We start from the raw sequence: 26,329 nt of genomic DNA, 5'->3' as shown, positions 1-26,329 counted from the left end.
AAGGGCGCGGCTGCACTGCGCCCTGCAGTGGAGCACGACAATGTCCGAACTCAACCTGTCCACCGACGAAACCCGCGTAAGCTACGGCATCGGCCGTCAGCTGGGCGGCCAGCTGCGCGACAACCCGCCACCGGGCGTCAACCTGGATGCGATCGTGGCCGGCCTGACCGACGCCTTCAACGGTGCCGACAGCCGCGTCAGCGAAGCCGACCTGTCGGCCAGCTTCAAGGTCATCCGTGACGTGATGCAAGCAGAAGCGGCTGCCAAGGCTGAAGCCGCGGCTGCCACCGGCAAGGAATTCCTGGCCGAAAATGCCAAGCGTGAAGGCATCACCACCCTCGCTTCGGGCCTGCAGTTCGAAGTGCTGACCGCTGGCGAAGGCGCCAAGCCGACCCGCGAAAGCAACGTGCGTACCCACTACCACGGCACGCTGATCGACGGCACCGTGTTCGACAGCTCCTACGAGCGTGGCCAGCCGGCTGAATTCCCGGTCGGTGGCGTGATCGCTGGCTGGACCGAAGCCTTGCAGCTGATGAACGCTGGCAGCAAATGGCGCCTGTACGTGCCGAGCGAGCTTGCCTACGGCGCCCAAGGCGTTGGCAGCATCCCGCCGCACAGCGTGCTGGTATTCGACGTCGAGCTGCTCGACGTTCTGTAATGCCTCTGGGGCCGCTTTGCGGCCCATTCGCGACACAAGGCCGCTCCTACAGGCCCATGATGCTCTTGTAGGAGCGGCCTTGTGTCGCGAACGAGGGCAAAGCCCTCGCTATGCCGATCAATTCCAGTCTGTTCCCACCGGGCGCAATGCCCGCGCATAGCAAAACAGGAACAGATTGCGCACCAGCTCCTTGAGCACCACCGGCTCACTCGAATTCAGCCCGCTCATGTCCAGGTCGCCCTGGTCACGCAGCTCGTCGAGCGCTTCTTCTTCGAGCATGGCGCACACTTCGCCGGTTTCGCGATGCAGGATGCGCAGGTAAGGGTGGGGGCGGTCCAGCCAGGCGTCGATCAGATAAGTCATGGCTATTCTCCTTGGATAACAGTCCAATGAGAATAATTCTTATTATCAAAATAGCAAGAGACTATTGGCTGTTTTTTATGTAATCAGACCTTGCGCACGAATTCCGACTTCAGCTTCATGGCGCCAATGCCGTCGATCTTGCAGTCGATGTCGTGGTCGCCATCGCACAGGCGGATGTTCTTGACCTTGGTGCCGACCTTGACCACCAGGGAGGAGCCCTTGACCTTGAGGTCCTTGATCACGGTGACGGTGTCGCCGTCCTGCAGCACGTTGCCCACCGAATCCTTTTTCACCACGTCATCGCTGCCGGCATCGGCTTCGCCGTTGGCCGACCACTCGTGGGCGCATTCGGGGCAGATCAGCTGGGTGCCATCCTCGTAGGTGTATTCAGAATTGCATTTGGGGCAGGGCGGCAAAGTGCTCACTTCGGTTCCTTAAACAGACAGACGGTTAAAGGCCCATATTGTATAAGGTTTTAACGGGGAAGTGTTTTTGTCCGTACAAATGCAACGCGGGCAAGCCTGCTCCTCTGGAACCACGCGGATCCTGTGGAGCGGGCTTGCCCGCGAAGAGGGTGGCGCGATCTTAGTGTGTGCGCGCTACCGCAAACTCACTCAGCTCGACCAGTGCATCCCGGTATTGGCTGGCCGGCAGCACTTCCAGGCACTCAATGGCCCGCTTCACGTAATCACGTGCCAACTGCGCGGTGTAGTCCAGCGCACCCGAAGCTTCGACCGCCACACGGATCTGCTCCAGATCTTCCAGGCCACCCTTCTGGATCGCCTTACGCACCAGTGCAGCCTGCTCTGGCGTGCCTTCACGCATGGTGTAGATCAGCGGCAGGGTTGGCTTGCCTTCGGCCAGGTCGTCGCCGACGTTCTTGCCCAGGGTCTGCGAATCGCCTTTGTAGTCCAGCAGGTCGTCGACCAGCTGGAAGGCCACGCCCAGGTGGTCGCCAAAGGTACGCAGGGCCTCGCGCTGCTCGTCGGTGGCACCGGCCAGCGCGGCGGCGCTGTGGGTCGAGGCCTCGAACAGCATGGCGGTCTTGCCGCGGATGACCTCCATGTACACCTCTTCGGTGGTGCTGGCATCGCGCACGCGCGACAGCTGCAGCACTTCGCCTTCGGCGATCACCCGGGTGGCCTTGGAGAGGATCTGCATGACCGGCATGGAGCCCAGCTCGACCATCATTTCGAACGAGCGCGAATAAAGGAAGTCGCCCACTAGCACGCTCGGTGCGTTGCCCCACAGGGCATTGGCGGTGGAGCGGCCGCGGCGCATGCCGGACATGTCGACCACATCGTCGTGCAGCAGGGTGGCGGTGTGCAGGAACTCGATGGTTGCGGCGAGCAGGCGCAGGTCGTCACCCTCGCGGCCCAGGGCCTTGCCACACAGCAGCACCAGCAGGGGGCGCAGGCGCTTGCCGCCGGCCGACGTGATATAGTCGCCGATCTTCGATACCAGCGGCACGCGCGAGGTCAGCTGCTTCTTGATGATCTCGTCGACGGCGCTGAAATCGTCAGCTACCGCGCGGTAGAAGGTTTGGGGTTGCATCGGCTGCTCCAGTGAGGTTGCGCGGCATGCTAGGTCGCGGGTCCCGGTGTGTCAAGGCGCGCCGCCCGGTGAGCGGGGCCGGTACTTGCAAGCAAAACCCGGGTTGCGTACAATCGCGCACCCTAACTTCCTGGGCAGCACCTGCCTTACGCAATTGCGCCGGGCCGTTCCAGCCCTGTGCAGCCATGCCAGCCAATACTCATCATATAAAGCGCTGGGTGAGCAGGATTATCGGAGAAATACCCATGTCTTACGCAGTAATCGTTACCGGCGGCAAGCAGTACAAAGTCGCTGAAGGTGAATTCCTCAAAATCGAAAAGCTGGAAATCGCCACTGGCGAATCCGTGACTTTCGATCGCGTTCTGCTGGTTGCCAACGGTGAAGAAGTCACCATCGGCGCTCCAGTCGTCGCTGGCGCTAAAGTTGTTGCCGAAGTCGTTTCGCAAGGCCGTCACGATAAAGTACGCATCATCAAGTTCCGTCGTCGTAAGCACCACATGAAGCGTATGGGCCACCGCCAGTGGTTCACCGAGATCAAAATCACCGGTATCCAGGCTTAATCGCTCAGATCCCCTGAATTTATTTGGAGAATTGAACCATGGCTCACAAGAAGGCTGGTGGTAGTACTCGTAACGGTCGCGACTCAGAATCGAAACGCCTTGGCGTGAAGATGTATGGCAGCCAGGTCGTCAAGGCCGGCAACATCATCGTCCGTCAGCGCGGCACCCAGTTCCACGCCGGCTACGGCGTTGGCATGGGCAAGGATCACACCCTGTTCGCCAAGATCGAAGGCGTGATCAAGTTCGAGAAGAAAGGCGAGTTCAACCGCCGTTACGTGAGCATCGTCGCCGCTTAATCGCGACGTCGCTCCAGAAGCCCCGTCATGCGACGGGGCTTTTTCGTTTGTGGTGAGCCTCTTGCAAAGCTGTTTGTATGGGCTGCCGGCGTGGGTTTCTTCGGTCGTACGGGGCCGCCGCGCTCATTTTTGCAAGAGCCTCAGGTTTTTTAAGTATTCAGCTCGTCGGAAGGCGAGAGGCGGTTTTTGAATGAAGTTTGTTGACGAAGTATCCATCCGGGTCAAGGCCGGTGATGGCGGTAACGGTTGCATGAGCTTCCGTCGCGAGAAGTTCATCGAGAACGGTGGCCCCAACGGGGGTGACGGTGGCGATGGCGGCTCGGTGTACATGGTGGCCGACGAAAACCTCAACACCCTGGTTGACTACCGCTACACCCGTCACCACGAAGCCCAGCGCGGCGCCAACGGTGGCAGCACCGATTGCACCGGCAAGAAGGGTGAGGACCTGTTCCTGCGTGTGCCGGTCGGTACCACGGTGATCGACGCTTCCACCCAGGAAGTGATCGGTGACCTGGTCACCCCTGGCCAGAAGCTGATGGTCGCCCAAGGCGGCTGGCACGGCCTGGGCAACACCCGTTTCAAATCCAGCACCAACCGTGCGCCGCGCCAGACCACCCCAGGCAAGCCGGGTGACCAGCGCGACCTGAAGATGGAGCTGAAAGTCCTGGCCGACGTGGGCCTGCTGGGCCTGCCGAATGCCGGCAAGAGCACCTTCATCCGTTCGGTGTCGGCCGCCAAGCCGAAGGTTGCCGACTACCCGTTCACCACCCTGGTGCCGAACCTGGGCGTGGTCAGCGTCGACCGCTGGAAGAGCTTCGTCGTCGCCGACATCCCTGGCCTGATCGAAGGCGCATCCGACGGTGCCGGCCTGGGTATCCGCTTCCTCAAGCACCTGGCGCGTACCCGCGTGCTGCTGCACCTGGTCGACCTGGCGCCGCTGGACGGCAGCAGCCCGGCCGATGCCGCTGAAGTGATCATCAACGAGCTGACCCGCTTCAGCCCGTCGCTGACCGACCGTGAGCGCTGGCTGGTGCTGAACAAGGCGGACATGCTGATGGACGACGAGCGCGACGAGCGCGTCAAGGAAGTGGTCGAGCGTCTGCAGTGGGAAGGCCCGGTCTACGTGATCTCGGCCATCGCCAAGCAGGGCACCGAGCAGCTCACTCACGACCTGATGCGCTACATCGAAGACCGCGCCGATCGCCTGGCCAATGACCCGGCCTACGCCGAAGAACTGGCCGACCTCGACCAGCGCATCGAAGACGAAGCCCGCGCCCAGCTGCAGGCCCTGGACGACGCCCGTACCCTGCGTCGTACCGGCGTCAAGAGCGTGCATGACATCGGCGACGATGACGCGTGGGACGATGATTTCGAGGACGACGAAGACGGCCCGGAAATCATTTACGTGCGCGACTGACCGGTTGCAGTACACTAAACGCCGCTCTCTGGAGCGGCGTTTTTGTATCCACGGTATCTACAGATTCGACATAGGTTGGAAGAGAAGATGCGAAGCAAGGTGACTGGCGCCAAGCGCTGGGTCGTGAAGATCGGTAGTGCGCTGCTCACGGCCGATGGCAAGGGCCTCGACCGCGGTGCCATGGCCGTATGGGTCGAGCAGATGGTTGCCCTGCGTGAGGCGGGCGTTGAGTTGGTGCTGGTGTCCTCCGGGGCCGTGGCTGCCGGCATGAGCCAGCTGGGCTGGACCGCACGACCGAGCGCGATGAACGAGCTGCAGGCTGCCGCTTCGATCGGCCAGATGCGCCTGGTGCAGGCGTGGGAGTCGAGCTTTGGCGAGCATGGCAAGCACACCGCGCAGATCCTTCTGACTCACGACGACCTGTCCGACCGCAAGCGTTACCTCAACGCCCGCAGCACGCTGCGTACGTTGGTCGACCTGGGCGTGGTGCCGGTGATCAACGAAAACGACACCGTGGTTACCGACGAGATCCGCTTCGGCGACAACGATACCCTGGCCGCGTTGGTGGCGAACCTGGTCGAAGCCGACCTGCTGGTGATCCTCACCGACCGTGACGGCATGTTTGACGCCGACCCACGCAACAATCCAGAGGCACAGCTGATCTACGAGGCCCGTGCCGATGACCCGTCGCTCGACGCCGTAGCCGGTGGTACCGGCGGTGCCCTGGGCCGTGGCGGCATGCAGACCAAGTTGCGCGCCGCACGCCTGGCAGCCCGTTCCGGCGCCCATACCATCATCATCGGTGGCCGTATCGAACGCGTACTCGACCGCCTCAAGGCTGGCGAGCGTCTGGGTACCCTGCTGTCGCCTGAGCGCGGCATGCTGGCGGCGCGCAAGCAGTGGCTGGCTGGGCACTTGCAAACCCGCGGCACGCTGGTGCTGGACGCCGGTGCGGTTCAGGCCCTGCGCCAGGCCAACAAGAGCCTGCTGCCGGTAGGCGTGAAGACCGTCCAAGGCAGCTTCCGCCGTGGCGAAATGGTGGTGTGCGTAGGCCCGGACGGCCTTGAAGTGGCGCGTGGCCTTGCCAACTACAGCGCGCTGGAAGCACAGAAAATCATTGGCCAGTCGTCCGATGCCATCGAGTCCCTGCTTGGCTACAGTGCCGAGCCGGAGCTGGTCCACCGTGACAACCTGGTGCTGGTATGAACATGCTCAAGCGCGTGATTGCCGTGGCAGCCCTGGCGCTGCCGATGCTGGCAGGGGCCGAGGAAATCGGCCAGGTATCTACTGTGTTCAAGTTCGTCGGGCCCAACGATCGCATCGTGGTCGAGGCGTTCGACGACCCCAAGGTCGAAGGTGTGACCTGCTACCTGTCGCGCGCCAAGACGGGCGGAGTGAAGGGTGGCCTGGGCCTGGCCGAGGACCGTGCGGAGGCGTCGATTGCTTGCCGCCAGGTCGGGCCGATCAACTTCAAGGGTGAGTTGAAAGACGGTGAGGAGGTGTTCAAGGAGCGCACCTCGCTGGTGTTCAAGACCATGCAGGTGGTGCGCTTCCTGGACAAGAAGCGCAATACACTGGTGTACCTGGTGTACAGCGACCGCATGATCGAAGGCAGCCCGCAGAATGCGGTGACGGCGATTCCGATTCTGCCTTGGGCTCACTGATACTTTAGGGGAGGCCTTTGGCCTCCTTTCGCGACACGAGGCCGCTCCTACAGGCGAACGTATATGCCTGTAGGCGCGGCCTCGTGTCGCGGAAGGGCCGCAAAGCGGCCCCTGTTCCTCAGGCCAGTTCTTCGGCCTGATCCTCGCGCACGATCGCTTTCTCCACGTCACGTCGGCTGATGTACTTCCAGTCCGCCTCGTCGATATAGATGCCATTCGGCCCGCTACCGCCTTCCAGGTCGATCGCCACATGCGCCGATACCTGTGGCTTCACGCTCGCCAGAATCGGCACGAAGCCCAGTTGCAGGCTGGTCTCCAGCAGTGCAGCCTGGTTGCGCTCGTCGATGTCCGCCGCTTCGTCGAGGTAGTAAGGCAGGCGGATGCGCCCGGCCAGGTCGCGGTCCATCAAGTGCAGCAACAGGTACATGTTGGTCAGCGCCTTGATGGTCATGGTGGTGCCGTTGGAAGCGGCGCCGTCGATGTCGGCGTGGATCACCGGCTGGCTGTTGATCTTGGTGATCTCGAAAGCCAGTTCGAACAGGTCTTTGAGGCCCAGCTGGTTGTGGTTGGCCGCCACCAGCCGTGCCAGGTATTCCTTGGCTTCTTCGTTCTTGTGATCCTGCTCCGAATTCTGAGTCAGGTCGAACACCGACAATGTCTCGCCTTCCTCGTACTGGCCGGCGCTGTGGATGATCTGGTCGATGTGCTTGAGCGCTTCCTTGTTCGGCGCCAGTACCACGCGGAAGCTCTGCAGGTTGGAAACCTGGCGCTTGTTGATCTCGCGGTTGAACAGGGCCAGCTGGTGTTCGAGGCTGTCGTAGTCGCTGCGGATGTTGCGCAGGGTGCGGGCGATGTCGGTGACTGCCGCGCGGCGCGCCTTGGCCAGGGTCAGGGCCTCGTCGGTGCGGTGCGCATAGGCATTGACCAGCAGTTGCAGGCGCCGCTCCATGTCGTCTTCGCTGTCGAACTTGGCCACACCCTTGAGGCGTACCTGGGCGTACAGCGCCTCGATCTGGTTGTCGACGCGCTGCAGGCCCTGCCAGCTGTCCTGGTAATCGTTGAGCAGGGGCAACAGGTTGTCCATGGAGTCGTCGACCGCTTCCATGAACGGCGTACCGAACGGCAGGTCGGCAGGCAGCAGCTGGCGACGGCGCAAGGCGTCTTCCAGGGTGCGCTGCTTGGCTTCCAGGTCGGCGATCTGGCGGCCGACCAGTTGCAGCTTGGCCGACAGCTGCTGGACGCGCTCGGTGAACGCATCGCTGGAGCGCTTGAGTTCGTCCTGGGCCGCTTCCAGTTGCGCCAGCTGCTCCATCTTCTCCGGTTCTTCAGCCGCCAGGGTTTCGCTGCGACGGTAGTCCTCCAGGGCCTTCTGCGCATCCAGCACCTGTTGGTACAGGGCTTCGGTCTGCGCTTTGGACGCGGTACGGTCGGCGGCCACCGATTGCTGGGTCTTGAGCTGCTTGAGCTCGCGCTCCAGGCGGTCCTTCTGGTCGCGCAGGGCGGCGCGGTCGGCCAGGGCTTGCAGGGCCGGTGGGTCGATGTGCGAAAGGTCGATGGAAATGCCTGGGGCCTCGAAGCGCTCGCCCTTGAAGCCATCGAGCACCGCTTCCAGCGATTTCACCCACAGGTCGCTATCGTCCAGTTCGATACCGCGCTCGCCCAGCGGCAGGCTGAACAGTGCGCCGTTGAACAGGCGCATCAGGCGTTCGACGTCTGCCTGCGAAAACTCTTCGCGCAGGCGGGCGTAGCTGTTGTTGTCGGCGTGGTCGAGCTGCTGCTTGACCTGCTTGAGGCGCTTTTCCAGGTCGCGCACACGCTCGTCGAGGTCCTCGGCAGAGAACTGCCGCGACTGGGCCAAGGCGCCGGCCAGCTCGTCGTGGGCATCCTTGGCGGCCAGCAGTTGCTGCTCCAGCACTTTGACGTCATCAACCAGGGCGAAGCGGTGCTTGAGTACCGACAGCTCGCCGAGCCAGCGCTGGATACCGGTGATTTCACGCTCCAGGCGCATCAGCTCCTGGGTGCCGCCACGCTGGTCGTTCTGCAGGCGGTCCTGCTCGCCCCGGTAGTGCTCGGCCTGGATTACCAGCTCTTCCTTGCGCGCCATGGCGTATTCCTGCCAGGTGCCCAGCAGGTTGTCGAGCAGTGGCGAGAGGCGGTGCAGCTTGCCGCGCAGGATGTCGCGCTGGGCCACACCGCCGGCCAGGGCTTCGACCAGGGGGCCGGCGGCAACCAGGGCGTTGTAGTCCTGCTCCATGCGGCGTACGTCGCGGAAGGCTTCTTCGCAGGCGGCGATGTAGTCGACGCTGCCCGAGCGCAGGCTGTGCTCGAACGCGTCGAGGAACAGCTGTTTGAGCTTGGCGGCGGTGATTTCGCGCATGTGCAGCAGGTTGATGAACAGTGCGCGGAAGGTTTTCAGGCTCTGCTCGCTGGTCGAGCGCAGCGGGATCATGGTCAGGTCCAGCGGCACCGAGGTGTGGCCGCCGACCAGCAACCGGCGCAGTTCGTCCGGCTTGAGCTCGTAGGCTTTGAGGCCCAGGCGCTCGAGGTTGGTGAACAGCTCTTTCTGGCGCAGGCAGGTGTCGTTCTTCTGGTAGTGATCCAGGTCCAGTTCACCCTTGTAGGCAAAGAACTGGTGGCCGAAACCGCCGCCCGGCCCGCGACCGACCACGCCGATCACGTGGGGGCCGTGGGGCAGGTTCAGTTCGCAGAGGATGTACGAGGTGTCGCTGGCGAAGTAGAAACGGCGCGATTGCTCCAGGCTGTACTTGCCGAAGCTCATGTCGGACATGCGCGCCAGGATCGGGAACTGCAGGGCGTTGATCGAGGCGGACTTGCCCAGGTTGTTGGCGCCGTAGACCGACAGCGGGTGCTCCAGCGGGAACAGGCCCAGGCTGTAGCCGGCGGTGTTGAGCAATGCGAAGCGGCGGATGCCGTAGCGTTCCTGGCTCATGCGTCAATCTCCTGTTGCTCTTCGCGGATGGCCCGGGCCAGGGCCTCTTCTTCGCTTTCTTCGCCCTCGAACGGGGTGAGGTCGAGCGGGTCGTCGGTGCGGGCCAGCGCTTCGGGGCTTTCTTCCTCGACCAGCACCGGCGTTGGCAGCGGCAGGTCGCTGTGCAGGCTGGCGGCCAGGTCGCGGTCCTGCTGCACCGACAGGCACACATCGAGGAAACGGTGCATCGGCGGCAGGAAGCGGTAGATCCCGCCTTCTTCGTGGGCGAAGCCGAGCTGGGTCATGCGGCGCATGATCTTTTCTTCCAGCTCGTCGACAGTCTGCACTTCAGCCTGCAGGAACAGGTCACGGTATTTTTCCAGCAGCGAGGGCAGCTCGTCGCGCCCGATGCTGCCGCCGTCGAGCACCGCCATCGGGTCGCGGCCCTGGTCGGCCAGGTGTTCGACCAGGATGAAGGTGAACAGCGACAGGCGTTGGGCGGTCTTGTTGACCTGCGCGGCGGCCTGCTCGGGGACGAAGTAATAGAAGCCGCGGGTATCGCACACCAGCTCGAAGCCCAAAGCCTTGAACAGGGTGCGGTACTGGTCCTGGAAGTTCGACAGCTGGGCGTACAGCTCCGGGTCGCGGCGGCTGACGTGGAACCCTTTGAACAGCTCGCGGAAGATCGGCGCGAGCTGGGACAGTTCGGAAAGATCAAGATGCATTGGCTGGGCTCGCGTTGGTTTCAGGTTGCGCTTCGCGGCTGGATGTCAGGGCGAACGAGCGCAGGCTGACCAGGTGTTCGTGGGTGGTGTACTCGCGGCGTTCGAGGCGTTCGCGCTTGAAACGCTTCTCACGCGACAGGCGCGAGAACCAGTACAACAGTTCGTCGGTGGCGCCTTCGGGCTCCTGGTCCAGCAGCCAGACCATCAGGTCAGGCAGTGGCAGGGCATCCTCGCAGCGTTCGAGCATTTCCTTGACCGTGCGTGGCGCGCGCGGCAGCGGGCCAGTCTGGGTCTTGTGCGCCTTGGGGAACTTGGCCGGTTTCGGCTCGAAGCGGGCGAGGGCATAGACGTACGCCTCGACCTGGCTGGCGCTGCCCAGGAAGGTACTCTGCGGCCGGGTGAACAATGGCATGGCGGCCTGCGGCACGGCGTCGATACCCTTGCGCCGGATCACCGACAGGGCCAGGGCGGCGCCGCGGGTCACGGCATTGTGCCGGCGCGCCTCTTCGCGCAGCGGCAGCAGCAGTTCACGGGCGTGGCGCAGGGTCAGCTGGGCGCTGGTCTGCATCTCGAGGATGCGCGCATGGGTGCGCAGCAGCATGTCGTCGTCGACCAGGTGGCCCAGGCGCGCCTGTTCGCCGAGCAGTTTCAGCAGCACGGTCTCGACCTTGCGCACGCCCTGTTCGAAGGCGCCGTCGGCATTGACCAGCTGGATCATCGGCTCGACGTATTCGTCCCAGGTCGCCAGGACTTCGGCATAACGCTGGCGTAGCGGGATCTGGCGGTTGCTGGTCTTGGCCCGTTCGGCCACGGCGACCAGCGCCTGTTCGTCGTTGTCGAGCTTTTTCAGCACGTCGCGCACGCGCATGTCGAGCAGGCGCAGCTGGCGCGCCAGGTCATCGCTGTCGCGGTTGTCGAAGGCATCCTGAATGTGCCCGGCAAGGCGCTCCAGGTGGCGCAGGTAGGCCTCGATCTCCAGGCACAGGCCCAGGCGGTGCTCGCGGCGCAGGTAGGCGAGGAAGTCGTGGATCTGGGCGTTGAGCTCGAAACGGTTCGGGCTCTTGGCCACCGGGACCAGGATATCCAGGCGGATCCACACGTCGAGCAGCTGGGTGATGTCCTGCGGCGTGCTTTCCACTTGCTGGCGGCCCAGCTGCTGGCGCAGTTCGACCAGGCTCAGGGTGCCTTGGTCGAAACGCTCGCACAGCGGCTCGATGAGGGCCCAGTGTTCGGCTAGGGCGCGCAGGACGCGCTTGGGTTCGATCATTGGCGTCTACTCGTTGCCAAGTAAAAAGGGGGCGATTGTACTGCATCCGGGGGGGAGGATTTCACCCCTTGGTCTGTAATGAGGGATAACCCCGGATTGGCTGGGGGTTTCCCTGGCCCCTCGGCGGTACAGGCAGCAATTTTCTGCCGACCAGTTGCGGCGCTCGGCAGCCAACAGCGTTAGAATGCCCGATTGTTCAAGCCCCCCGGATACCCGTGCCTTGCTGACCGAGTCCCGCCGCCGCGCCTACCTTTCCGCCATGCAAGTGGTGCATTGGCTGCCGCGCGCCGAACTGCCGTTCGCTGCGCCGTCGCGGCCCGAGCTGCTGTTGCCGCAGGTTCCGGTCGAGCACGCCGCGTTCGAGGTCAGGCCTTCGCCAGCCCCTGCCAACGAAGCGCCGGTCGCACCCCAGGCGCGCTCCGGCGAACGGCCGAAAATCGAAATTCCGCGCCCGGGCAACACGCCAAAGCCCGCCGCCAAACCGGTCGAGGCCGAGGAACAAGCCCCTGCGCCACGCCCGGCCCCCGTGCCGCCACCGCGTTTTTCGCTGCAACTGCTGCGCGCCGGCAACTGCCTGCTGCTGGTGGAGTTGGCCACCGGCCAACCCTTCCAGAGCCGCGACCCATCCTACCTGCTGCTCAAGGACATGCTGCGCGCCGCAGGCCTGCCAGATGCCCCGCAGATCATCGGCGAGCCGGTGCGCTGGCCGCTGCTGGTGCGTGGCAACATGGACCAGGGGCCGGATGCCGCGCGTGATTTCGTCCAGGGTTTCATCCAGGCGCGCCTTGAAGAAGCCCCTTGTACCTGCCTTTGGCTGATCGGCATGCCGGCCTTGCGCTTTGCCGCCAATACCGACGCCCAGGCCTATTACCAAGTACTCAAGCTCGACGGTCTGGGCGATGCCTGGGCCTTGCCGGGCCTTGAACTGTTGATGGACGAGCCGCAGCGCAAGGCGGACGTCTGGAAAGCGATGCGCCAGCTGATGGCGCGCTGGAAGAGCGTTGAATGAGTGAATCGATCAGTTTCCGCCCCATGACCGAGGCGGATCTGGATGCCGTGCTTAAGATCGAATATGCCGCGTTCAGCCATCCCTGGACCCGCGGGATTTTCCAGGATGCGCTCAAGTCCTACGAAGTGTGGTTGATGTTCGATGGTCAGCAGCAGGTCGGCCATGGTGTGATCAACGTGATCATCGACGAAGCGCACCTGCTGAACATTACCGTCAAGCCGGAGAACCAGGGGCGTGGCCTGGGTTTGCGCTTGCTCGAGCACCTGATGGCTCGGGCCTATCAGCTCAATGGGCGCGAGTGTTTCCTGGAGGTGCGGGCCAGCAACCAGTCGGCCTATCGCTTGTATGAGCGGTACGGCTTCAACGAGATCGGCCGTCGGCGTGATTACTACCCGGTGGCTGGCGGGCGCGAGGATGCGCTGGTGATGGCTTGTACGTTGCTCGAAGACTGACTTTCAATCCTTCCTGCTCTGTTGCCAGTAATTTGTGCATGCTTAACTCCTTGTAATGGCCGCCCCGGTTGGCGGCCGTGCTCATGCTGGGGCAGAGGGAGCGGGGATGAGAAGGACGAAATGGCTGCTGATGGCCGCAAGCGTGATGCTGGGTGGCGTGGCTCAGGCCGATGAGCGTGACCTGTGGATGTTCGCGCAATGGGCCGGGGATCATCACACCCGCCCTTTTCGGGAGATGCTGGTGGACGCCCGCCTGTATGGCGTGGTGCCGATTCATCAATTGCTGCGCTCGGCGTCGGACTGGCGGCTGTGCAAGGCTTCACCGTTTGCCGTGCCGCCGCCTGGCAACTGGCCGGCGGTGCGCTCTACGCTGGCGCTGATCAATACGCTGGAAAAGCAAGGCATCCTGCGCCAGTTCGAAGTGGTCTCCGCCTACCGTGACCCCGCCTTGAACAGGTGCGCAGGTGGGGCCGCGGGCAGTGCCCATACCCGTGCTTTCGCAGTCGATATCCTCCTGCCGGCCTGGGCCGACCCCAACCCGTTGTGCCGCTTCTGGCAGCAGCATGGCCAGGCCTGGGGCATGGGGCTGGGGCGCTACCCGACAGGCCGCATCCATATCGATACCGCGGGTTATCGCACCTGGGGCGGTGATGGCAGTGCGGCGTCGTCGTTCTGCAGCAAGCCCAGGTGAGCGAGGCCCATTACCCAATCGGCAAAGCGTTGGCGCTTGCCGCCGTCATCTAGCGGCTGGTCGACCGCCTGATTGGTGTAGCGCTGATAGGGCTCGGCTTGGCAGTGGTGGTGTCGGGGGGGCGCTGAAAGCGATAGAGAAGGGTGCAAACTTTTTTGCGGGCAAAAGAAAAGGGCCTACCTTGCGGTAAGCCCTTTTCAAGTTTGGTGGCTACACAGGGACTTGAACCCCGGACCCCAGCATTATGAATGCTATGCTCTAACCAACTGAGCTATGTAGCCGATGGCGCGCATTATTCCCTTGTGATGCCCCTGTGTCAACACTCATTTCAAAAAAAATTTGCACGCTTTCAAAAACTTAGCCGCCCAGCCTGTTTTCAGCGCACGATCAGCCATTGACCGAGAATGCTGTACACCTGCAGGCGCTGCTCGGCAATCAGGGCGTCGAGGGTTTCTCCGGCGCGGTCGAGGTTGAAGTCGCCACTTACCCGCCGATCAGCCACCTGTTCGTCCATCATCCATACGCGGCGGCCCTGGTAGCTGGCCAGGCGTTCGATGACTTGGCCCAACGGCATGTCGATGGCGCGCAGGTGGCCGCTGCGCCAGGCGTTCGCGTTTTTGACATCGACCTTCTGCACGGGGTTGATCCGGGCATCGGTGAAGGTCACCCGCTCACCCGCCGACACCATGCGCTGGTCGCTACCCTGGGCGATCATGGCCTTGCCATTGAGCACCACCAGTTCGTCATGCCCGGCATGGCGCCCCACCATCAGGCGAGTGCCGAATACCTGGATACGCGCATCGTCCACCTGCAGTTCAAGGGCGCGGCCGTCGAGCATCACGTGCAGCTCGACCTGGCCCTGCACAACCTGCAGCAGGCGGGTACGCCCGCGCAGGTCGGCATTCAGTGCACTCGCGCTGTCCAGGTGCAGGGTTGAGCCATCGGCCAGGCGTACGCTGCGCCGCTCGCCAGCGCCAGTGTGCAGCTCGCTGCCCAGGCGCTGCATCAGTGGCCAATACAGGTACGCCAACACGGCCAGCGCCAGCAGGAACAGCAATGCCAGCCCTTTGCCGAGGTGGCTGCGTCGCACGGTGACCTGGCGCGGGCGAGGCCGTGCTGGTGGCGCTTGCAATTGCTGCCAGCAGGCTTCGAGCTCGGCGTAGGCATGGGCATTGAGCGGGGCCTGGCACCAGCGGGCGAAGGCCTGGCGTTCCCGGTCATCGCAGCCTGGTTGGCGCAGGCGGGAGAACCACGCCAGTGCTTCCTGTTGGGCGTCGGCCTGAATCTGCGTGGCGGGCATCGGGCTCATGCTGAAATGTGCTCGCTAAAGGGCGTTTGCGCCCAACAATTGCGGGGGATTTGGTGCGAGGATGCTAAATATATTGAGAACCATTTGCAAGTACGCAGTAATAGAGGGATAAAAAGGTAGCTATGTATCCATTTGTTTCCTGATAATCGGATCCCAAACCTGCGGACGGAACTCAAGCTCATGGCCATCAGCAGCACCTCCACCGCCAGCACCGGTTCGGCAAGCCAAGCCAACCCACTGGTGATGCGCATCATCGCCTTCTGCGCGCTGGCGCACCTGATCAATGACCTCATCCAGTCGGTGCTGCCGGCGATCTACCCGATGCTCAAGGCCAATTACGACCTGAGCTTCACCCAGATCGGCCTGATCACACTGACCTTCCAGATAACGGCGTCGCTGCTGCAGCCCTGGGTCGGCTTCTTCACCGACCGCCGGCCGACACCGAACCTGTTGCCGCTCGGCACCCTGTGCACGTTGGTAGGTATCGTCATGCTGGCCTTCGTCGGCAGCTTCCCGATGATCTTGCTGGCTTCTGCGCTGGTGGGTATCGGCTCGTCGACCTTCCACCCGGAGACCTCGCGGATTGCGCGGCTGGCCTCAGGTGGGCGTTTCGGCCTGGCGCAGTCGACCTTTCAGGTCGGTGGCAACGCAGGCTCGGCCTTCGGCCCGCTGCTGGCGGCAGCCATCGTCATCCCGTTCGGCCAGACCCATGTGGCCTGGTTCGGCGTGGCTGGCCTGCTGTTCTTTGCCGTGACCCTGATGCTGCGCCGCTGGTACACCGAGCATCTCAACCAGGCCAAGGCGCGCAAGGTGGTGCAGGCCACCCATGGCATCTCGCGCAAGCGTGTGATCGCGGCGTTGGTCGTGCTGGGCCTGCTGGTGTTCTCCAAGTACTTCTACATGGCCAGCTTCACCAGCTACTTCACCTTCTATCTGATCGAGAAGTTCGACCTGTCGGTGGCCAGCTCGCAACTGCACCTGTTCCTGTTCCTTGGCGCGGTCGCGGCCGGCACCTTCTTTGGTGGCCCGATCGGTGACCGCATCGGGCGCAAGGCGGTCATCTGGTTCTCGATCCTTGGTGTGGCGCCGTTCACCCTGGCGCTGCCGTACGCCGATCTGTTCTGGACCACCGTGCTGAGCGTGGTCATCGGCTTCATTCTGGCGTCGGCGTTCTCGGCGATCGTGGTGTACGCCCAGGAGCTGGTACCGGGCAGTGTGGGCATGATTGCCGGGGTCTTCTTCGGGCTGATGTTCGGCTTTGGCGGGATTGGCGCAGCGCTGCTGGGGTACGTTGCGGATTTGCGCGGTATCGAGTACGTGTATGGCGTGTGTTCGTTCCTGCCGTTGTTCGGCCTGTTGGCCGTGTTTCTGCCCAATACCGGTAAGCGCTGACAGCGTAGGGGCTGCTTTGCAGCCCAATCGCCGGCAAGCCGGTGGCATGGACCGCAGCGGCTGAATCGCCGGCAATTGACGGCTCAGCCTGGCTTGGCCTAGAGTGCCGCCTCTTTTCTCCAACCTGCGTAGTAGCCAAAGCAATGCGCCGTACCCAGTCCCTCCCACACGCCCGCCAGCCTGCCCTCCAGGCCATGCGTCGCGCGTGGCCGAGCGATACGGTGCTCAAGCGTCGCCGCAGTGTGCTGTTTGCCTTTACCTTCTCGCCACACCTCGCCCTGAACTGACCTGCGCCCCTGCGTCGTCCGCCGTCCCGGCGTGCGCCTGGGCGCCTGTATCTGCGCGTCTTTTCAGTTTGCTGGGAGTGGTACATGAACATGCGTTTGCTGGCGGGCCTTCTGTTCGCCGTGTCTGTGGTCGGCTTCAGCCTGGGGGCCAGCCTGCCGCTGGTGTCGTTGCGTCTGCATGAGGCCGGTGCCGGCACCTTGCAGATCGGCATCATCTCGGCCATCCCCGCTGCGGGGATGATGCTTTCGGCGTTCATGGTCGATGCCTGTTGCCGGTACCTGACCCGGCGCACCATCTACCTGCTTTGCTTCAGCCTGTGCACCGTGAGCATCGCCTTGCTGGAATGGGCATTCGATTCGGTCTGGATGCTGGCCCTGCTGCGCCTGGGCCTGGGTATCGGCATGGGCATCGCGATCATCTTGGGCGAGTCATGGGTCAACGAACTGTGCCCCGATCACAACCGCGGCAAGATCATGGCGCTTTACGCCACCAGCTTCACCGGCTTCCAGGTACTCGGCCCGGCGATGCTCGCAGTGATTGGCGCCAACAGCCCGTGGATCACCGGTGTGGTGACCTTCTGCTATGGCCTGGCGCTGCTGTGCATTGTGCTGACCGTGCCCAACGATCATGTGGAGCATGGTGAAGAGGGCGAGAAAAGCTTCGGCCTGGCGGGCTTCTTCCGCGTCGCCCCGGCGTTGTGCGTGGCTGTGCTGTTCTTCTCCTTCTTCGATGCGGTCGTGCTGTCGTTGCTGCCGGTGTATGCCACCAGCCATGGTTTTGCCGTGGGCGTGGCGGCGCTGATGGTGACGGTGGTGTTCGCCGGTGACATGGTTTTCCAGTTGCCGTTGGGCTGGCTGGCCGACCGGGTCGAGCGCACCGGGCTGCACCTGGTGTGCGGGCTGGTGGCGATGGCGATCGGTATTGCCTTGCCATGGCTGCTGGACATGACCTGGCTGCTATGGCCGCTGCTGGTGGTGCTTGGCGCTGTGGCAGGGGGTATCTATACCTTGGCGCTGGTGCTGATCGGGCAGCGTTTCAAGGGCCAGGACCTGGTCACCGCCAATGCCAGCGTTGGCCTTTTGTGGGGCGTGGGCAGCCTGGTCGGGCCGCTGGTCAGCGGCGCGGCGATGGATGTGGCGCCGCATGGGCTGCCGATGGCGCTGGCGATCATGGCGGGGCTGTTCGTGTGCTTTGCCCGGCAGTCGTACCGGCGGGCCGGTAAGCTGCGGGCAGTGGCGGACTGAGGATTGTTGTTGCCAGTGCTGGCCCTATTGCCGGCAAGCCGGCTTCTACAGGTGCACCTGAGGCCTTGAGGGTAGTGGGTGCCTGGCAACCTGGGTCAGAAGCTGCCACGCAAGGTCACTGACACATTGCGCGGGTCACCCCAGTAATACCCGGTCGGCGTCGGCGCCACCTGGCGGTAGTACTTCTTGTCGAAGATATTGTTGGCATTGAGCTGCAACGAGTAATGCTCGTTGAACCGGTAATTGACCATCGCGTTATACACCGCATACCCCGCCTGCGAGGCCTCGGCGCTGCCGCTGCGGTTGTAGATGTCGCTCTGCGCCTGCACGCCGCCGCCAACCGTCCACGCTTGCAGCTCGCCCGGCAGGCGATAGCTGGTGAACAGGCGCAGCATGCGCTTGGGGTCGGTGGTGCGGATGGCGTTGCCGGTGTTGCTGATGGTGTCCTTGAGTTGCTTGGTGGTGTTGTAGGTGTAGCCACCGGTCACGTTCCAGCCTGGCAATACTTCGCCGGAAATCTCCAGCTCGAAGCCTTGGCTGCGGTTCTTGCCAGCAGCCACCTTGCAATAGCCCGAGGTGTAGTTGGGCGGGCAGGGGTTGGGGCCGCTCAGGTCATCCAGGGCGTTGCCCACCTGGTAGATGCGGAAGAACGCCAGCGAGGTGTTCAGCCGCCCCTCGTAGAACTCGCCTTTGATTCCGGTCTCGTAAGCTTCGCCTGTGGTGGGCTCCAGCACCGAGCCGCTGACGTCGGTGGCGGTCTGCGGGTTGAAGATTTCGGTGTAGCTGGCGTAGGTGCTGAAGTTATCGTTGAGGTCGTAGATCAGCGCCGCATACGGCACGATCTTGTTGTCGACGCTGAACTTGCCGTTCGACTTGACGTTGTTTTCCTGCTCGTAGTCATACCAGTTGGCCCGTACCCCGATGATAGCCGTGAGCGGGTCTGCCAGGGAAATGCGCCAGGTGGCGTAGGCCGCTTCCTGGGTGGTGCGCGTGCGCACCGGATGGGCGGTTATGTTGATGTCCGGTTCGGCCAGGCTGGTCTTTGGGTCCCACTCGCGGATGTCGAAAACACCGGAGGATACGAAGTTGGTGGCCGAGGCGTAGGAGTCATTGCGAATGCGCTCGACACCCAGCATCAGGTCATGGCTGCGACCGAGCAGCTCGAACGGCCCGTTGAGGGTGGCGCTCAGGTTGTTCTGCAGGCTCTCGCCGCCGTCGCCCTCGGTAACCTGATAGTTCATCAGGTAGGGGTTGTTGCTGGGGTTGGCAGCGCCGCTGGCACGGGTGAAGTAGGTCTGCTTGAAACCGTGGTCATCCAGCTCGAAGTGCGTGCGCTGGGCCATCAGCTTGAGCGACCAGTCGTTGTCGAAACGGTGTTCGAGCTCGGCAAAGGTCTGCAGGTTGCTGCGGTCCCAGCGGTTCCAGTCGGCACCCAGGTAAGTGCTGCGGCCAAACGCAAGGGGCGAGCCATCATAGTCGGCGGGCAGGTTGCCCCAGGCGCCGGTGGCATCGAGCTTGGTCCACTCAAGGCCAGTGGTCAGGGTGGTGCTTTCATTCAGATCGAAGGCCAGCACACCGTAGAACACCTCTTTGCGCTCCTGGCGCGAGTCCTGGAAATGGTCCTTGTCATCGTGCACGGCGATCACCCGGCCTCGCACGTTGCCGGTTTCTGTTAGCGGGCCGGAGATATCGGCGACATAACGCTGGGCATCCCAGGAGCCGAGGGTGACGCTGCCTTCGCCCTGAAATTCGTGCGTCGGGCGTTTGCGCACCAGGTTGACGGTGCCTGACGGGTTACCCGCGCCGCGAATCATGCCGGTGGCCCCGCGCAAGATCTCGGCCCGGTCGATGATGGCCGAATCGCTCTGGATGAATGAACCACCGCCGCTGCCCTGTACCACGGTGGCGCCATCGTACTGGATGGCATCGATCGCATAGCCGCGCGAGTAGTACTGCACGCGTTCGCTGTCGGTGAGGTTCACCACCACACCAGGCGTCTGCTCCAGCAGGTTGGTCAGGTTGGTGATGTTCTGGTCGTCGATGCGCTGGCGGGTGACCACGGTCACCGACTGCGGGGTGTGGCGAATGCTTTGTGCGGTCTTGCCGATGGTGACCGCACCGGTCGTGTAGGAGCCACTGTGCTCGGTGGTTTCCCCCAGGCGATCGCTGGAAATGCTGGTGGCACCCAGTTGCAGTGCGCCACCGGCGTCCAGTGCGGGTATCAGCAGAAAGCTGTTATCGCCTTCCTGTTGCACTTGCACATCGCTGCCCATCAGCACGAGGGTCAATGCTTGGGCCGGCTCGTGGCGCCCCTGCACGCCTTGGGTGGTCTTGCCCTGCAGGCTGTTCGCATCGAACGACAGGCTCAGGCCGCCTTGCCGGGCCACCTGGTCCAGTGCCGGGGCCAGAGGGCCTGCGGGGATGCTCCAGTCGATTTGCCGGTGCTGGCTGGCGGGTGCAGCCGCGACCTGTGCGGGCAGTGCCAGGGCGCTGCCCAGGCCGAGGCCGAACACGGCGGCGCGCACGGCATGGCGCAGCCTGTCGTTGCGGGGGGAACACGGGTGGATCATGGACCGCTCCTGAAGGTTTCGTAGACCACTTTTCGGGCTTTGTTCCTTCAGGCCGGACGAGAATGAGATTCCACCTCATTCTTTTTCAAAAAAGATCAGGCTGCCCCGACGCTGACCCAATAGCGTGTGCGGTAATCGACACGTACCGGCAGGCTGCGGGTGAGCAGTTGCAGAATCTGCTCGGTATCGTTCAGCTGGTAAGTACCGGATACCTTCAGCGCGGCCACCTCGCCAGCGCAGCGCAGCAGCCCCGGGCGGTAACGGGCCAGTTCGGCGCAGAACTCGCCCAGTGGCATCTGTTGCACGCTGAGCACACCGTCGGTCCAGCCCCACGGGTCGCCATGCAACGAGGCAAGCGCGTGAGCCCCGTGCGGCGATACTTGCAACACCTCGCCCGCCTGCACCACGCGTGGTGAAGGGGAGGCCGGGAACAAGGTGACTTTGCCGCGGCGCACGGCCAGCAACAGGCCCTGATCGTTTTCGCGCAGCAGCAGTTGGCCGTCCTGGGTAGCCAGGGCGCCGACCCGGGTGGTGATGCGGAACGGGCGGTTGTCGCCAGGGTTGCTGGCCAGGCTGACTTCGCCGCGCAGCAGGGTCAGTTCGCGCAGCTCGGCGCTGTAGTGCAGGTCGATGGCGCTGGCCGTGTTGAGCTGGATCTGGCTGCCATCACTACCCTGCAACCGGCGACGTTCGCCAGTGCCGGTGCTGTTGTCGGCCATCAGGGCGGGCAGGCCGAGCGGCTCGCGCGCGGCCCAACCGGCGGTGCCGCCGATCGCCAGCACCGCCAGCAGTTTAAGGTGGTCACGGCGGTTGATGCGCTGGCGTTGGCGGCCATCGAGGGTGCGCCGGCCAAGGTCGCTGGGGAGCCCCGCCAGTTCGTCGCTGAGGGTGCTCACCCGCTGCCAGGCCTGGGCGTTGTGCGGGTGGTGGGCCAACCATTGCTGGAACTGCTGTTCGGTAGCCGGGCTTGGGGTGTCGAAGCGCAGCTTCACCAGCCATTCGATGGCCTGGTCGACCTGGGCCTGCGCGGGTACTTGATCAGAGCTCGGCATAGCGCAACCGGTAGCAGACGCCCAGGGCCTTGGCCAGGTCGCGTTCCACGGTGGCACGCGAAACGCCAAGGCGAAGGGCGATCTGCGCGATGCTCAGGCCATCGAGCTGGGCCAGCAAAAAGGCCTGGCGGGCGCGGGGCCTGAGCTGGTGCAGGGCACGGTCAAGGCGCTCGAGGGCATCCAGAATCACCAGGCGATGTTCTTCGCTGGGCACTTCGCCTTCGGGTACATGGGCCAGGCTTTCCTGGTAGGCGCGCTCCAGGGCGCGACGGCGGAACTGGTCGATCATCAGGCCGCGAGCGATGCTGCTCAGGTAAGCCCGCGGTTCTTTGATCGGCGAAACCTGGCGTGCACGCAGCAGGCGCACGAAGGTGTCCTGCGCAAGGTCTGCAGCGTGTTCCTGGCAGCCGACCCGGCTGCGCAGCCAGCCACGTAGCCAAGCGTGATGGGACTGATAGAGCAGGGCGACTTCGGCCGGTTTGAGCGTGTCGTTGAGCTGCATCGTAGCGGCTGATCCCAGGAAGCATGCGTGACTGTGAATAGTTCTCAATTCTATGCATGGATGATGGCACGGGGCAATGGTTGCCCGGAATTAGCTGCGCAAGATTCGGCGTTTCCACGATCAGTGGCTGGGCTAAGCTGGTCCTGCCTTGAACCCACTGGAGCTATGGATGATCCTGGCCGACCTCTCGCCTGAAGCCTATCGCGAAGCCACCGATTACCTGGCCGCGCTGGACCCTGACTGGGCGCGGCACATTGCTGCGACCGGGCCGTGCCTGCACCGGGCGACACCGGGGCGCGAGCCCTATGAGGCGCTGGTACGGGCGATTGCCTACCAGCAGCTGCATGCCCGAGCGGCCGAAGCGATACTGGGGCGATTGCTGGCGCTGTTTCCTGACGATGGGTTTCCCGCGCCGAGGCAGTTGCTTGAGGTGGCGCCGGAAACGATGCGTACCTGTGGGTTTTCCGCGAGCAAGCTGGCGACAATCCACGGGATTGCCCAGGCCGCGCTGGACGGGGCGGTGCCGTGCCGGGAAGAGGCATTGGGCATGAGCGATGAGGCCTTGATCGAGCGCCTGGTTGCCTTGCGCGGCGTGGGCCGCTGGACCGTCGAGATGCTGCTGATCTATAGCCTGGAGCGCTCGGATGTGTTGCCGGTGGACGATTTTGCGGTGCGTGAGGGGTATCGTCGCCTCAAGGGGCTGGGCAAGGCGCCGACGCCGGCGCAGATGCGGTCGCTGGGCGCCGGGTGGCGTCCGCACCGCACGGTGGCAGCCTGGTATCTGTGGCGGGCCTGAGACGAATCAGCTTGGTTGAGGCATACCGCAATGACCCCCTACATCACTGACGAACAACGCTGGCAAGCTGTCTACACCCGCGACGCGGCAGCAGCAGGCCATTTCGTCTACGCCGTGCGCACCACCGGCATTTATTGCCAACCCGGCTGCAAATCGCGCATGGCCAAACGCGAGAACGTCGAATTCTTCACCGCTGCCGCCGCCGCGCAGGCCGCAGGCTATCGTCCCTGCCGGCGCTGCCAGGCCAAGCCGTCGAGCATTCGCCGCTGCGAACTGGTAGCCCGCGCCTGCCGCCTGCTCGAAACCCCGGACAATCCACCCGGCCTCGGCCAGCTCGGGGCACAACTGGGTGCCAGCCCGTACCACTTGCACCGCCTGTTCAAGGCTGAAACCGGCCTCACGCCAAAGGCCTATGCCACAGCCTTCCGCGCCCGGCGCCTGCGCGAGCGGCTGGGCGAGGGGAAAACATCGGTGACCGAAGCCATCTTTGATGCCGGTTACAACTCCAATAGCCGTTTCTACGAAAGCGCCGATCAGCGCTTGGGCATGCGCCCGCGCCAGTACCGCGCCGGTGGCGCGGGTATGGCCATTCATTTCGCCGTAGGGCAGTGTTCACTGGGGGCGATCCTGGTGGCGCAAAGCGAAAAAGGCATCTGCGCAATCCTGTTGGGTGATGCACCTGAAGCGCTGCTCGAGCAATTGCAGGATCAATTCCCTAACGCTCGCCTGATCGGCGGCGATGCCGAGTACGAACGACTGGTGGCGCAGGTGGTGGGCTTCGTCGAGGCGCCCGCCCTGGGCCTGGACTTGCCTCTGGATGTGCAGGGCACCGCGTTTCAGGAGCGGGTCTGGCAAGCCCTGCGCGAAGTCCCGCTGGGCGGCCGGGTAAGCTATACCGAGATTGCCGAGCGCATTGGCGCGCCCAAAGCGGTGCGTGCCGTGGCCATGGCTTGTGCGGCCAACCGTATCGCCGTGGCGATTCCTTGCCATCGGGTGGTGCGCCGAGACGGCGACATCAGCGGCTACCGCTGGGGGGTGGAGCGCAAGCGGCAACTGTTGGAGCGAGAAACGGCACTCTCCTGAAGGCCGCAAGCCGCGTAGAATCCACCGCCAAATAGCCTTGTGATGAGGAACGTTCGATGAGGCGTGTCTGCCTTGCCCGATTTTACCTGGGTGTAATGGCCCTGATGCTGGCGCTTGCGTCGCCGGCCTGGTCGGCTTCCGTGCCGGTTGCCAACCTGGTTGCCAGCGAGCTGCCGGTGCTGGATGAAAACGCAAGTATCGAGCAGTTGAGCGACAGGCTCGACCAGATTCGTCAGGGCGTGACCAGCAACGCCAACGACGACCTGCTCTCGCAACTGCGCATGGCTACCGTGCAGGTCCAGCGACAGGCCGATGCGTTGAGCACCTTGCGCGCTGCTGACGTGCAGAAGCTCGACGACAAGCTCAAGGTCATCGGCCCGGTACAGAAGGATGAAGCCGCGACCCTGGCCTTGCAGCGCAAGGAGCTGGAGGCGCAGAAAAAGTCCGTGCTCGCCGAGCAGGATCAGGCCACCAAGCTGACTCAGTCGGCGCGCGACCTGTCCACGCAAATCGTCAACCTGCGCCGTAGCCAGTTCAACTCGCAAGTGACCAGCCGGGCGGCCACCCCGCTGAGCCCGGCTTTCTGGCAGTCGCTGATCCGTCCTACCGAGGACGATGTGATGCGCCTGCGTGACTTGCGCGGCGAGGCGGCCGATGCCGTCGCCAGTGCCTTGAGCGCTGAACACCGCGGGTTCTTCATCACTAGCCTGGTGGCCGCGATCCTGGTCTGGACACTGGTCCGCCTGGTCCTTGAGCGCCTGCTCGCTGCCGCCATGATTCGTTGGCTGCCCGAAGGCCGCCTGCGCCGAAGCGCATTGGCCTTGAGCGTGAGCCTGGCCACCCTGGGCACTATCGCCGGCGCCGTGTCGCTGCTGCGTTGGGGCCTTCAAAGCAGTGCCATGCTGGGCTCGGACATGGCCAGCCTGACCAACCACTTCCTCATGCTCGTGGTGTTCAGTGCCTTCATCACCGGCCTTGGCCGGGCCATGTTGATGCTGCAACGGCCTTCCTGGCGTTTGCCGCCGATCCCCGACGAAGTGGCCAGTGCTCTGGGTTGGTTCCCCAAGTTGCTGGCCCTGGCACTGATGGTGATGCTGACCTTCGAGCGCATCAACAGTGTGATCGGCACCAGCCTGGCGCTGACTGTCGCCACCAACGGCCTGACCGCGCTGGTGGTGGCCGCCATCTTCTCCGCGGCGCTCATACGTTACCGCCGGACCTTGCGCAAACATGAGCTGGCGCGCCCGACCGGCCTGGCAGGGCTGATCCCGTTCGTGATCGTGGTGTGGGTCGGGCTCATCTTGCTGACGCTGCTGGCCGGCTACCTCACCCTGGCTTACTTCCTCACTGCCAAGCTGCTGTGGATCAGCATGGTCGCCACCTGCGCCTACCTTTTGACCACCTTCCTGGCTGATCTGTGCGAAACCCTGCTGTCGCCGCGTCAACCCGGCGGCCTGGCGCTGGCGTCGTCGCTGGGCCTGGCACCACGCCATCAGGCCCAGGCCAGCACCATCCTGACCGGTGTCAGCCGCACGGTCCTGCTGTTCCTGGCCGTGATGCTGGCGTTGATGCCGTCGGGCACCAGCCCCGGCGAGCTGCTGCTGAGCCTGGGCGATTGGGACGGCACCGGTGGCAAGTTGCTTGGCAACCTGAACATCGTGCCGCAAGACATCCTGCTGGCCGTGGCGATGCTGTTAGGCGGCATGCTCGGTATCCGTGTGCTCAAGCGCTGGCTGAGCGAGCGCCTGCTGCCGGAAACCGACATGGACGCCGGCATGCGTGCCTCGCTGGTAACCCTGGTCGGTTACCTGGGCTTCCTGTTCCTGGCCATGCTGGTGATGTCGACCCTGCGCATCAACCTCACCAGCCTGACCTGGGTGGTCAGTGCGCTGTCGGTGGGTATCGGTTTCGGCTTGCAGCAGATCGTGCAGAACTTCATTTCCGGTCTGATCCTGCTCACCGAGCGCCCGGTCAAGGTGGGCGACTGGGTGAGCCTGGCGGGCGTCGAGGGTGACATTCGCCGGATCAACGTGCGCGCCACCGAGATCCAGATGTCCGACCGCTCCACGGTGATCGTGCCCAACTCGCAGTTCATCTCGCAGAACGTGCGCAACGTGACCATGGGCAATGCCTTGGGCGTGGTGGGCATCACCCTGACCTTACCGCTGGAGACCGATGCCAACCAGGTGCGCGACCTGCTGCTGACTGCCTTTCACGAGCATGAGGCGATCCTGGACGCGCCGGCTGCTTCGGTAACCTTCAAGGACCTGACGACCAGCGGCATGGTGATCAGTGTCAGCGGCTATGTGGCGGGGCCGCGGCAGGTGTCAGGGGCGCGCAGCGACCTGCTGTTCACCATCCTGGGGCGCTTGCGTGATGAGGGCATTCCCCTGTCTTCACCGCAGAGCATGGTGCTGGTGCAGGAGGGCGCGCGTCCGGCTGACGAGCCGGCGTAATACCCTGGCGCGCAAGACGGCCGCCGGCGATTGGGCCGCCTGGCGGCCCCTG

At 63.8% G+C, this 26,329-nt stretch carries 25 protein-coding genes and 1 tRNA gene; 15 read left to right on the top strand and 11 right to left on the bottom strand.

The window, feature by feature from the left end:
• Nucleotides 1–40: 40 nt before the first annotated feature.
• A complete protein-coding gene (locus tag ACEWE8_RS02145; protein ID WP_196997054.1) occupies nt 41–658 on the top strand; it encodes an FKBP-type peptidyl-prolyl cis-trans isomerase in 618 nt (205 codons plus the stop codon).
• A 117-nt stretch (nt 659–775) separates the two neighbouring features.
• Here the strand turns inward: ACEWE8_RS02145 and ACEWE8_RS02140 are convergent, their stop codons facing one another.
• From ACEWE8_RS02140 to ACEWE8_RS02130, 3 genes are all read right to left on the bottom strand, one after another.
• Nucleotides 776–1,021 carry a hypothetical protein gene (locus ACEWE8_RS02140; protein ID WP_039603155.1) on the bottom strand — a complete coding sequence of 82 codons (246 nt, stop codon included), beginning with the start codon at nt 1,019–1,021 and terminating at the stop codon, nt 776–778.
• Between the two features lie 83 nt (nt 1,022–1,104).
• On the bottom strand, nt 1,105–1,446 hold the full coding sequence (locus ACEWE8_RS02135) for a zinc ribbon domain-containing protein YjdM (protein WP_012316300.1): 342 nt from the start codon (nt 1,444–1,446) through the stop codon (nt 1,105–1,107).
• Between the two features lie 160 nt (nt 1,447–1,606).
• Nucleotides 1,607–2,575 carry a polyprenyl synthetase family protein gene (locus ACEWE8_RS02130; RefSeq protein WP_039603156.1) on the bottom strand — a complete coding sequence of 323 codons (969 nt, stop codon included), beginning with the start codon at nt 2,573–2,575 and terminating at the stop codon, nt 1,607–1,609.
• 245 nt (nt 2,576–2,820) lie between these two features.
• On the opposite strand from ACEWE8_RS02130, the gene rplU reads away from it, so the two are divergent.
• The 5 genes from rplU (at nt 2,821) to ACEWE8_RS02105 (ending at nt 6,512) form a co-directional block, all read left to right on the top strand.
• Nucleotides 2,821–3,135, top strand: a complete 315-nt coding sequence (gene rplU / locus ACEWE8_RS02125) for a 50S ribosomal protein L21 (protein ID WP_008092021.1) — start codon at nt 2,821–2,823, stop codon at nt 3,133–3,135.
• 38 nt (nt 3,136–3,173) lie between these two features.
• Nucleotides 3,174–3,431, top strand: coding sequence for a 50S ribosomal protein L27 (gene rpmA, locus ACEWE8_RS02120; protein ID WP_008092023.1), 258 nt, complete (start codon nt 3,174–3,176; stop codon nt 3,429–3,431).
• 190 nt (nt 3,432–3,621) lie between these two features.
• Nucleotides 3,622–4,848, top strand: coding sequence for an Obg family GTPase CgtA (cgtA, locus tag ACEWE8_RS02115; protein ID WP_046784592.1), 1,227 nt, complete (start codon nt 3,622–3,624; stop codon nt 4,846–4,848).
• Nucleotides 4,849–4,935: 87 nt separating this feature from the next.
• Entirely contained in the window at nt 4,936–6,054 is a 1,119-nt protein-coding gene (gene proB / locus ACEWE8_RS02110; protein WP_012316297.1) for a glutamate 5-kinase, read from the top strand.
• Nucleotides 6,051–6,512, top strand: coding sequence for a CreA family protein (locus ACEWE8_RS02105; RefSeq protein ID WP_039603157.1), 462 nt, complete (start codon nt 6,051–6,053; stop codon nt 6,510–6,512). The genes proB and ACEWE8_RS02105 overlap by 4 nt, the downstream gene beginning before the upstream one ends.
• A gap of 118 nt (nt 6,513–6,630) precedes the next feature.
• On the opposite strand, the gene mksF is transcribed toward ACEWE8_RS02105, so the two are convergent.
• From mksF to mksB, 3 genes are read right to left on the bottom strand one after another with little or no spacing between them, the layout of a single operon-like run.
• On the bottom strand, nt 6,631–9,462 hold the full coding sequence (gene mksF, locus ACEWE8_RS02100) for an Mks condensin complex protein MksF (protein WP_046784591.1): 2,832 nt from the start codon (nt 9,460–9,462) through the stop codon (nt 6,631–6,633).
• Complete coding sequence (gene mksE / locus ACEWE8_RS02095; RefSeq protein ID WP_046784590.1) at nt 9,459–10,166, bottom strand: Mks condensin complex protein MksE; 708 nt, start codon at nt 10,164–10,166, stop codon at nt 9,459–9,461. Before mksE ends, mksF begins: the two co-directional genes overlap by 4 nt.
• The gene (gene mksB / locus ACEWE8_RS02090) at nt 10,156–11,433 is read right to left on the bottom strand and encodes an Mks condensin complex protein MksB (RefSeq protein WP_012316293.1); all 1,278 of its coding nucleotides are present in this window, start codon (nt 11,431–11,433) and stop codon (nt 10,156–10,158) included. The genes mksE and mksB overlap by 11 nt, the downstream gene beginning before the upstream one ends.
• A 220-nt stretch (nt 11,434–11,653) precedes the next feature.
• On the opposite strand from mksB, the gene ACEWE8_RS02085 reads away from it, so the two are divergent.
• From ACEWE8_RS02085 to ACEWE8_RS02075, 3 genes are all read left to right on the top strand, one after another.
• Nucleotides 11,654–12,442 (top strand): hypothetical protein, encoded by a 789-nt coding sequence (locus ACEWE8_RS02085; RefSeq protein WP_046784589.1) that lies wholly within the window; start codon nt 11,654–11,656, stop codon nt 12,440–12,442.
• Entirely contained in the window at nt 12,439–12,894 is a 456-nt protein-coding gene (gene rimI / locus ACEWE8_RS02080) for a ribosomal protein S18-alanine N-acetyltransferase (RefSeq protein WP_012316291.1), read from the top strand. The genes ACEWE8_RS02085 and rimI overlap by 4 nt, the downstream gene beginning before the upstream one ends.
• A gap of 106 nt (nt 12,895–13,000) precedes the next feature.
• The gene (locus ACEWE8_RS02075; RefSeq protein ID WP_177010242.1) at nt 13,001–13,585 is read left to right on the top strand and encodes a D-Ala-D-Ala carboxypeptidase family metallohydrolase; all 585 of its coding nucleotides are present in this window, start codon (nt 13,001–13,003) and stop codon (nt 13,583–13,585) included.
• A 204-nt stretch (nt 13,586–13,789) separates the two neighbouring features.
• Here the strand turns inward: ACEWE8_RS02075 and ACEWE8_RS02070 are convergent.
• Nucleotides 13,790–13,866: transfer RNA gene (locus tag ACEWE8_RS02070), tRNA-Met, on the bottom strand.
• A gap of 95 nt (nt 13,867–13,961) precedes the next feature.
• Nucleotides 13,962–14,894: a FecR domain-containing protein gene (locus ACEWE8_RS02065; RefSeq protein ID WP_080952056.1), complete on the bottom strand. Its 933-nt coding sequence runs from the start codon at nt 14,892–14,894 to the stop codon at nt 13,962–13,964.
• Between the two features lie 180 nt (nt 14,895–15,074).
• Between ACEWE8_RS02065 and ACEWE8_RS02060 the strand changes: the two genes are divergently transcribed.
• The 3 genes from ACEWE8_RS02060 (at nt 15,075) to ACEWE8_RS02050 (ending at nt 17,818) form a co-directional block, all read left to right on the top strand.
• Nucleotides 15,075–16,286: an MFS transporter gene (locus ACEWE8_RS02060; RefSeq protein WP_115273844.1), complete on the top strand. Its 1,212-nt coding sequence runs from the start codon at nt 15,075–15,077 to the stop codon at nt 16,284–16,286.
• Between the two features lie 143 nt (nt 16,287–16,429).
• Nucleotides 16,430–16,573 (top strand): hypothetical protein, encoded by a 144-nt coding sequence (locus tag ACEWE8_RS02055; protein ID WP_176512188.1) that lies wholly within the window; start codon nt 16,430–16,432, stop codon nt 16,571–16,573.
• A gap of 84 nt (nt 16,574–16,657) precedes the next feature.
• On the top strand, nt 16,658–17,818 hold the full coding sequence (locus tag ACEWE8_RS02050) for an MFS transporter (protein ID WP_046784585.1): 1,161 nt from the start codon (nt 16,658–16,660) through the stop codon (nt 17,816–17,818).
• A 95-nt stretch (nt 17,819–17,913) separates the two neighbouring features.
• Here ACEWE8_RS02050 and ACEWE8_RS02045 read toward each other — a convergent pair whose 3' ends face one another.
• The 3 genes from ACEWE8_RS02045 to ACEWE8_RS02035 all read right to left on the bottom strand — a co-directional run bounded on the left by ACEWE8_RS02045 (nt 17,914) and on the right by ACEWE8_RS02035 (nt 21,942).
• Nucleotides 17,914–20,388, bottom strand: a complete 2,475-nt coding sequence (locus ACEWE8_RS02045) for a TonB-dependent siderophore receptor (RefSeq protein WP_046784584.1) — start codon at nt 20,386–20,388, stop codon at nt 17,914–17,916.
• A 95-nt stretch (nt 20,389–20,483) separates the two neighbouring features.
• The gene (locus tag ACEWE8_RS02040) at nt 20,484–21,440 is read right to left on the bottom strand and encodes a FecR domain-containing protein (protein WP_046784583.1); all 957 of its coding nucleotides are present in this window, start codon (nt 21,438–21,440) and stop codon (nt 20,484–20,486) included.
• Nucleotides 21,427–21,942 (bottom strand): sigma-70 family RNA polymerase sigma factor, encoded by a 516-nt coding sequence (locus tag ACEWE8_RS02035; RefSeq protein WP_046784582.1) that lies wholly within the window; start codon nt 21,940–21,942, stop codon nt 21,427–21,429. Before ACEWE8_RS02035 ends, ACEWE8_RS02040 begins: the two co-directional genes overlap by 14 nt.
• Before the next feature lie 169 nt (nt 21,943–22,111).
• Between ACEWE8_RS02035 and ACEWE8_RS02030 the strand changes: the two genes are divergently transcribed.
• Genes ACEWE8_RS02030 through ACEWE8_RS02020 form a run of 3 tightly spaced genes read left to right on the top strand, consistent with a single transcriptional unit; the run spans nt 22,112 to nt 26,277 of the window.
• Complete coding sequence (locus ACEWE8_RS02030) at nt 22,112–22,738, top strand: DNA-3-methyladenine glycosylase (protein ID WP_046784581.1); 627 nt, start codon at nt 22,112–22,114, stop codon at nt 22,736–22,738.
• Nucleotides 22,739–22,768: 30 nt separating this feature from the next.
• Nucleotides 22,769–23,821: a bifunctional DNA-binding transcriptional regulator/O6-methylguanine-DNA methyltransferase Ada gene (gene ada / locus ACEWE8_RS02025; protein WP_395589210.1), complete on the top strand. Its 1,053-nt coding sequence runs from the start codon at nt 22,769–22,771 to the stop codon at nt 23,819–23,821.
• A 56-nt stretch (nt 23,822–23,877) separates the two neighbouring features.
• Nucleotides 23,878–26,277, top strand: coding sequence for a DUF3772 domain-containing protein (locus ACEWE8_RS02020; protein ID WP_046784579.1), 2,400 nt, complete (start codon nt 23,878–23,880; stop codon nt 26,275–26,277).
• The last annotated feature ends 52 nt before the right edge of the window (nt 26,278–26,329 follow it).

It is taken from the genome of Pseudomonas sp. TR47, assembly GCF_044143025.1.
In the GTDB taxonomy this organism is placed as follows: domain Bacteria; phylum Pseudomonadota; class Gammaproteobacteria; order Pseudomonadales; family Pseudomonadaceae; genus Aquipseudomonas; species Aquipseudomonas putida_E.
The sequence above is the reverse complement of the archived record's forward strand: the minus strand, read 5'-3'. Positions and strand labels throughout refer to the sequence as shown.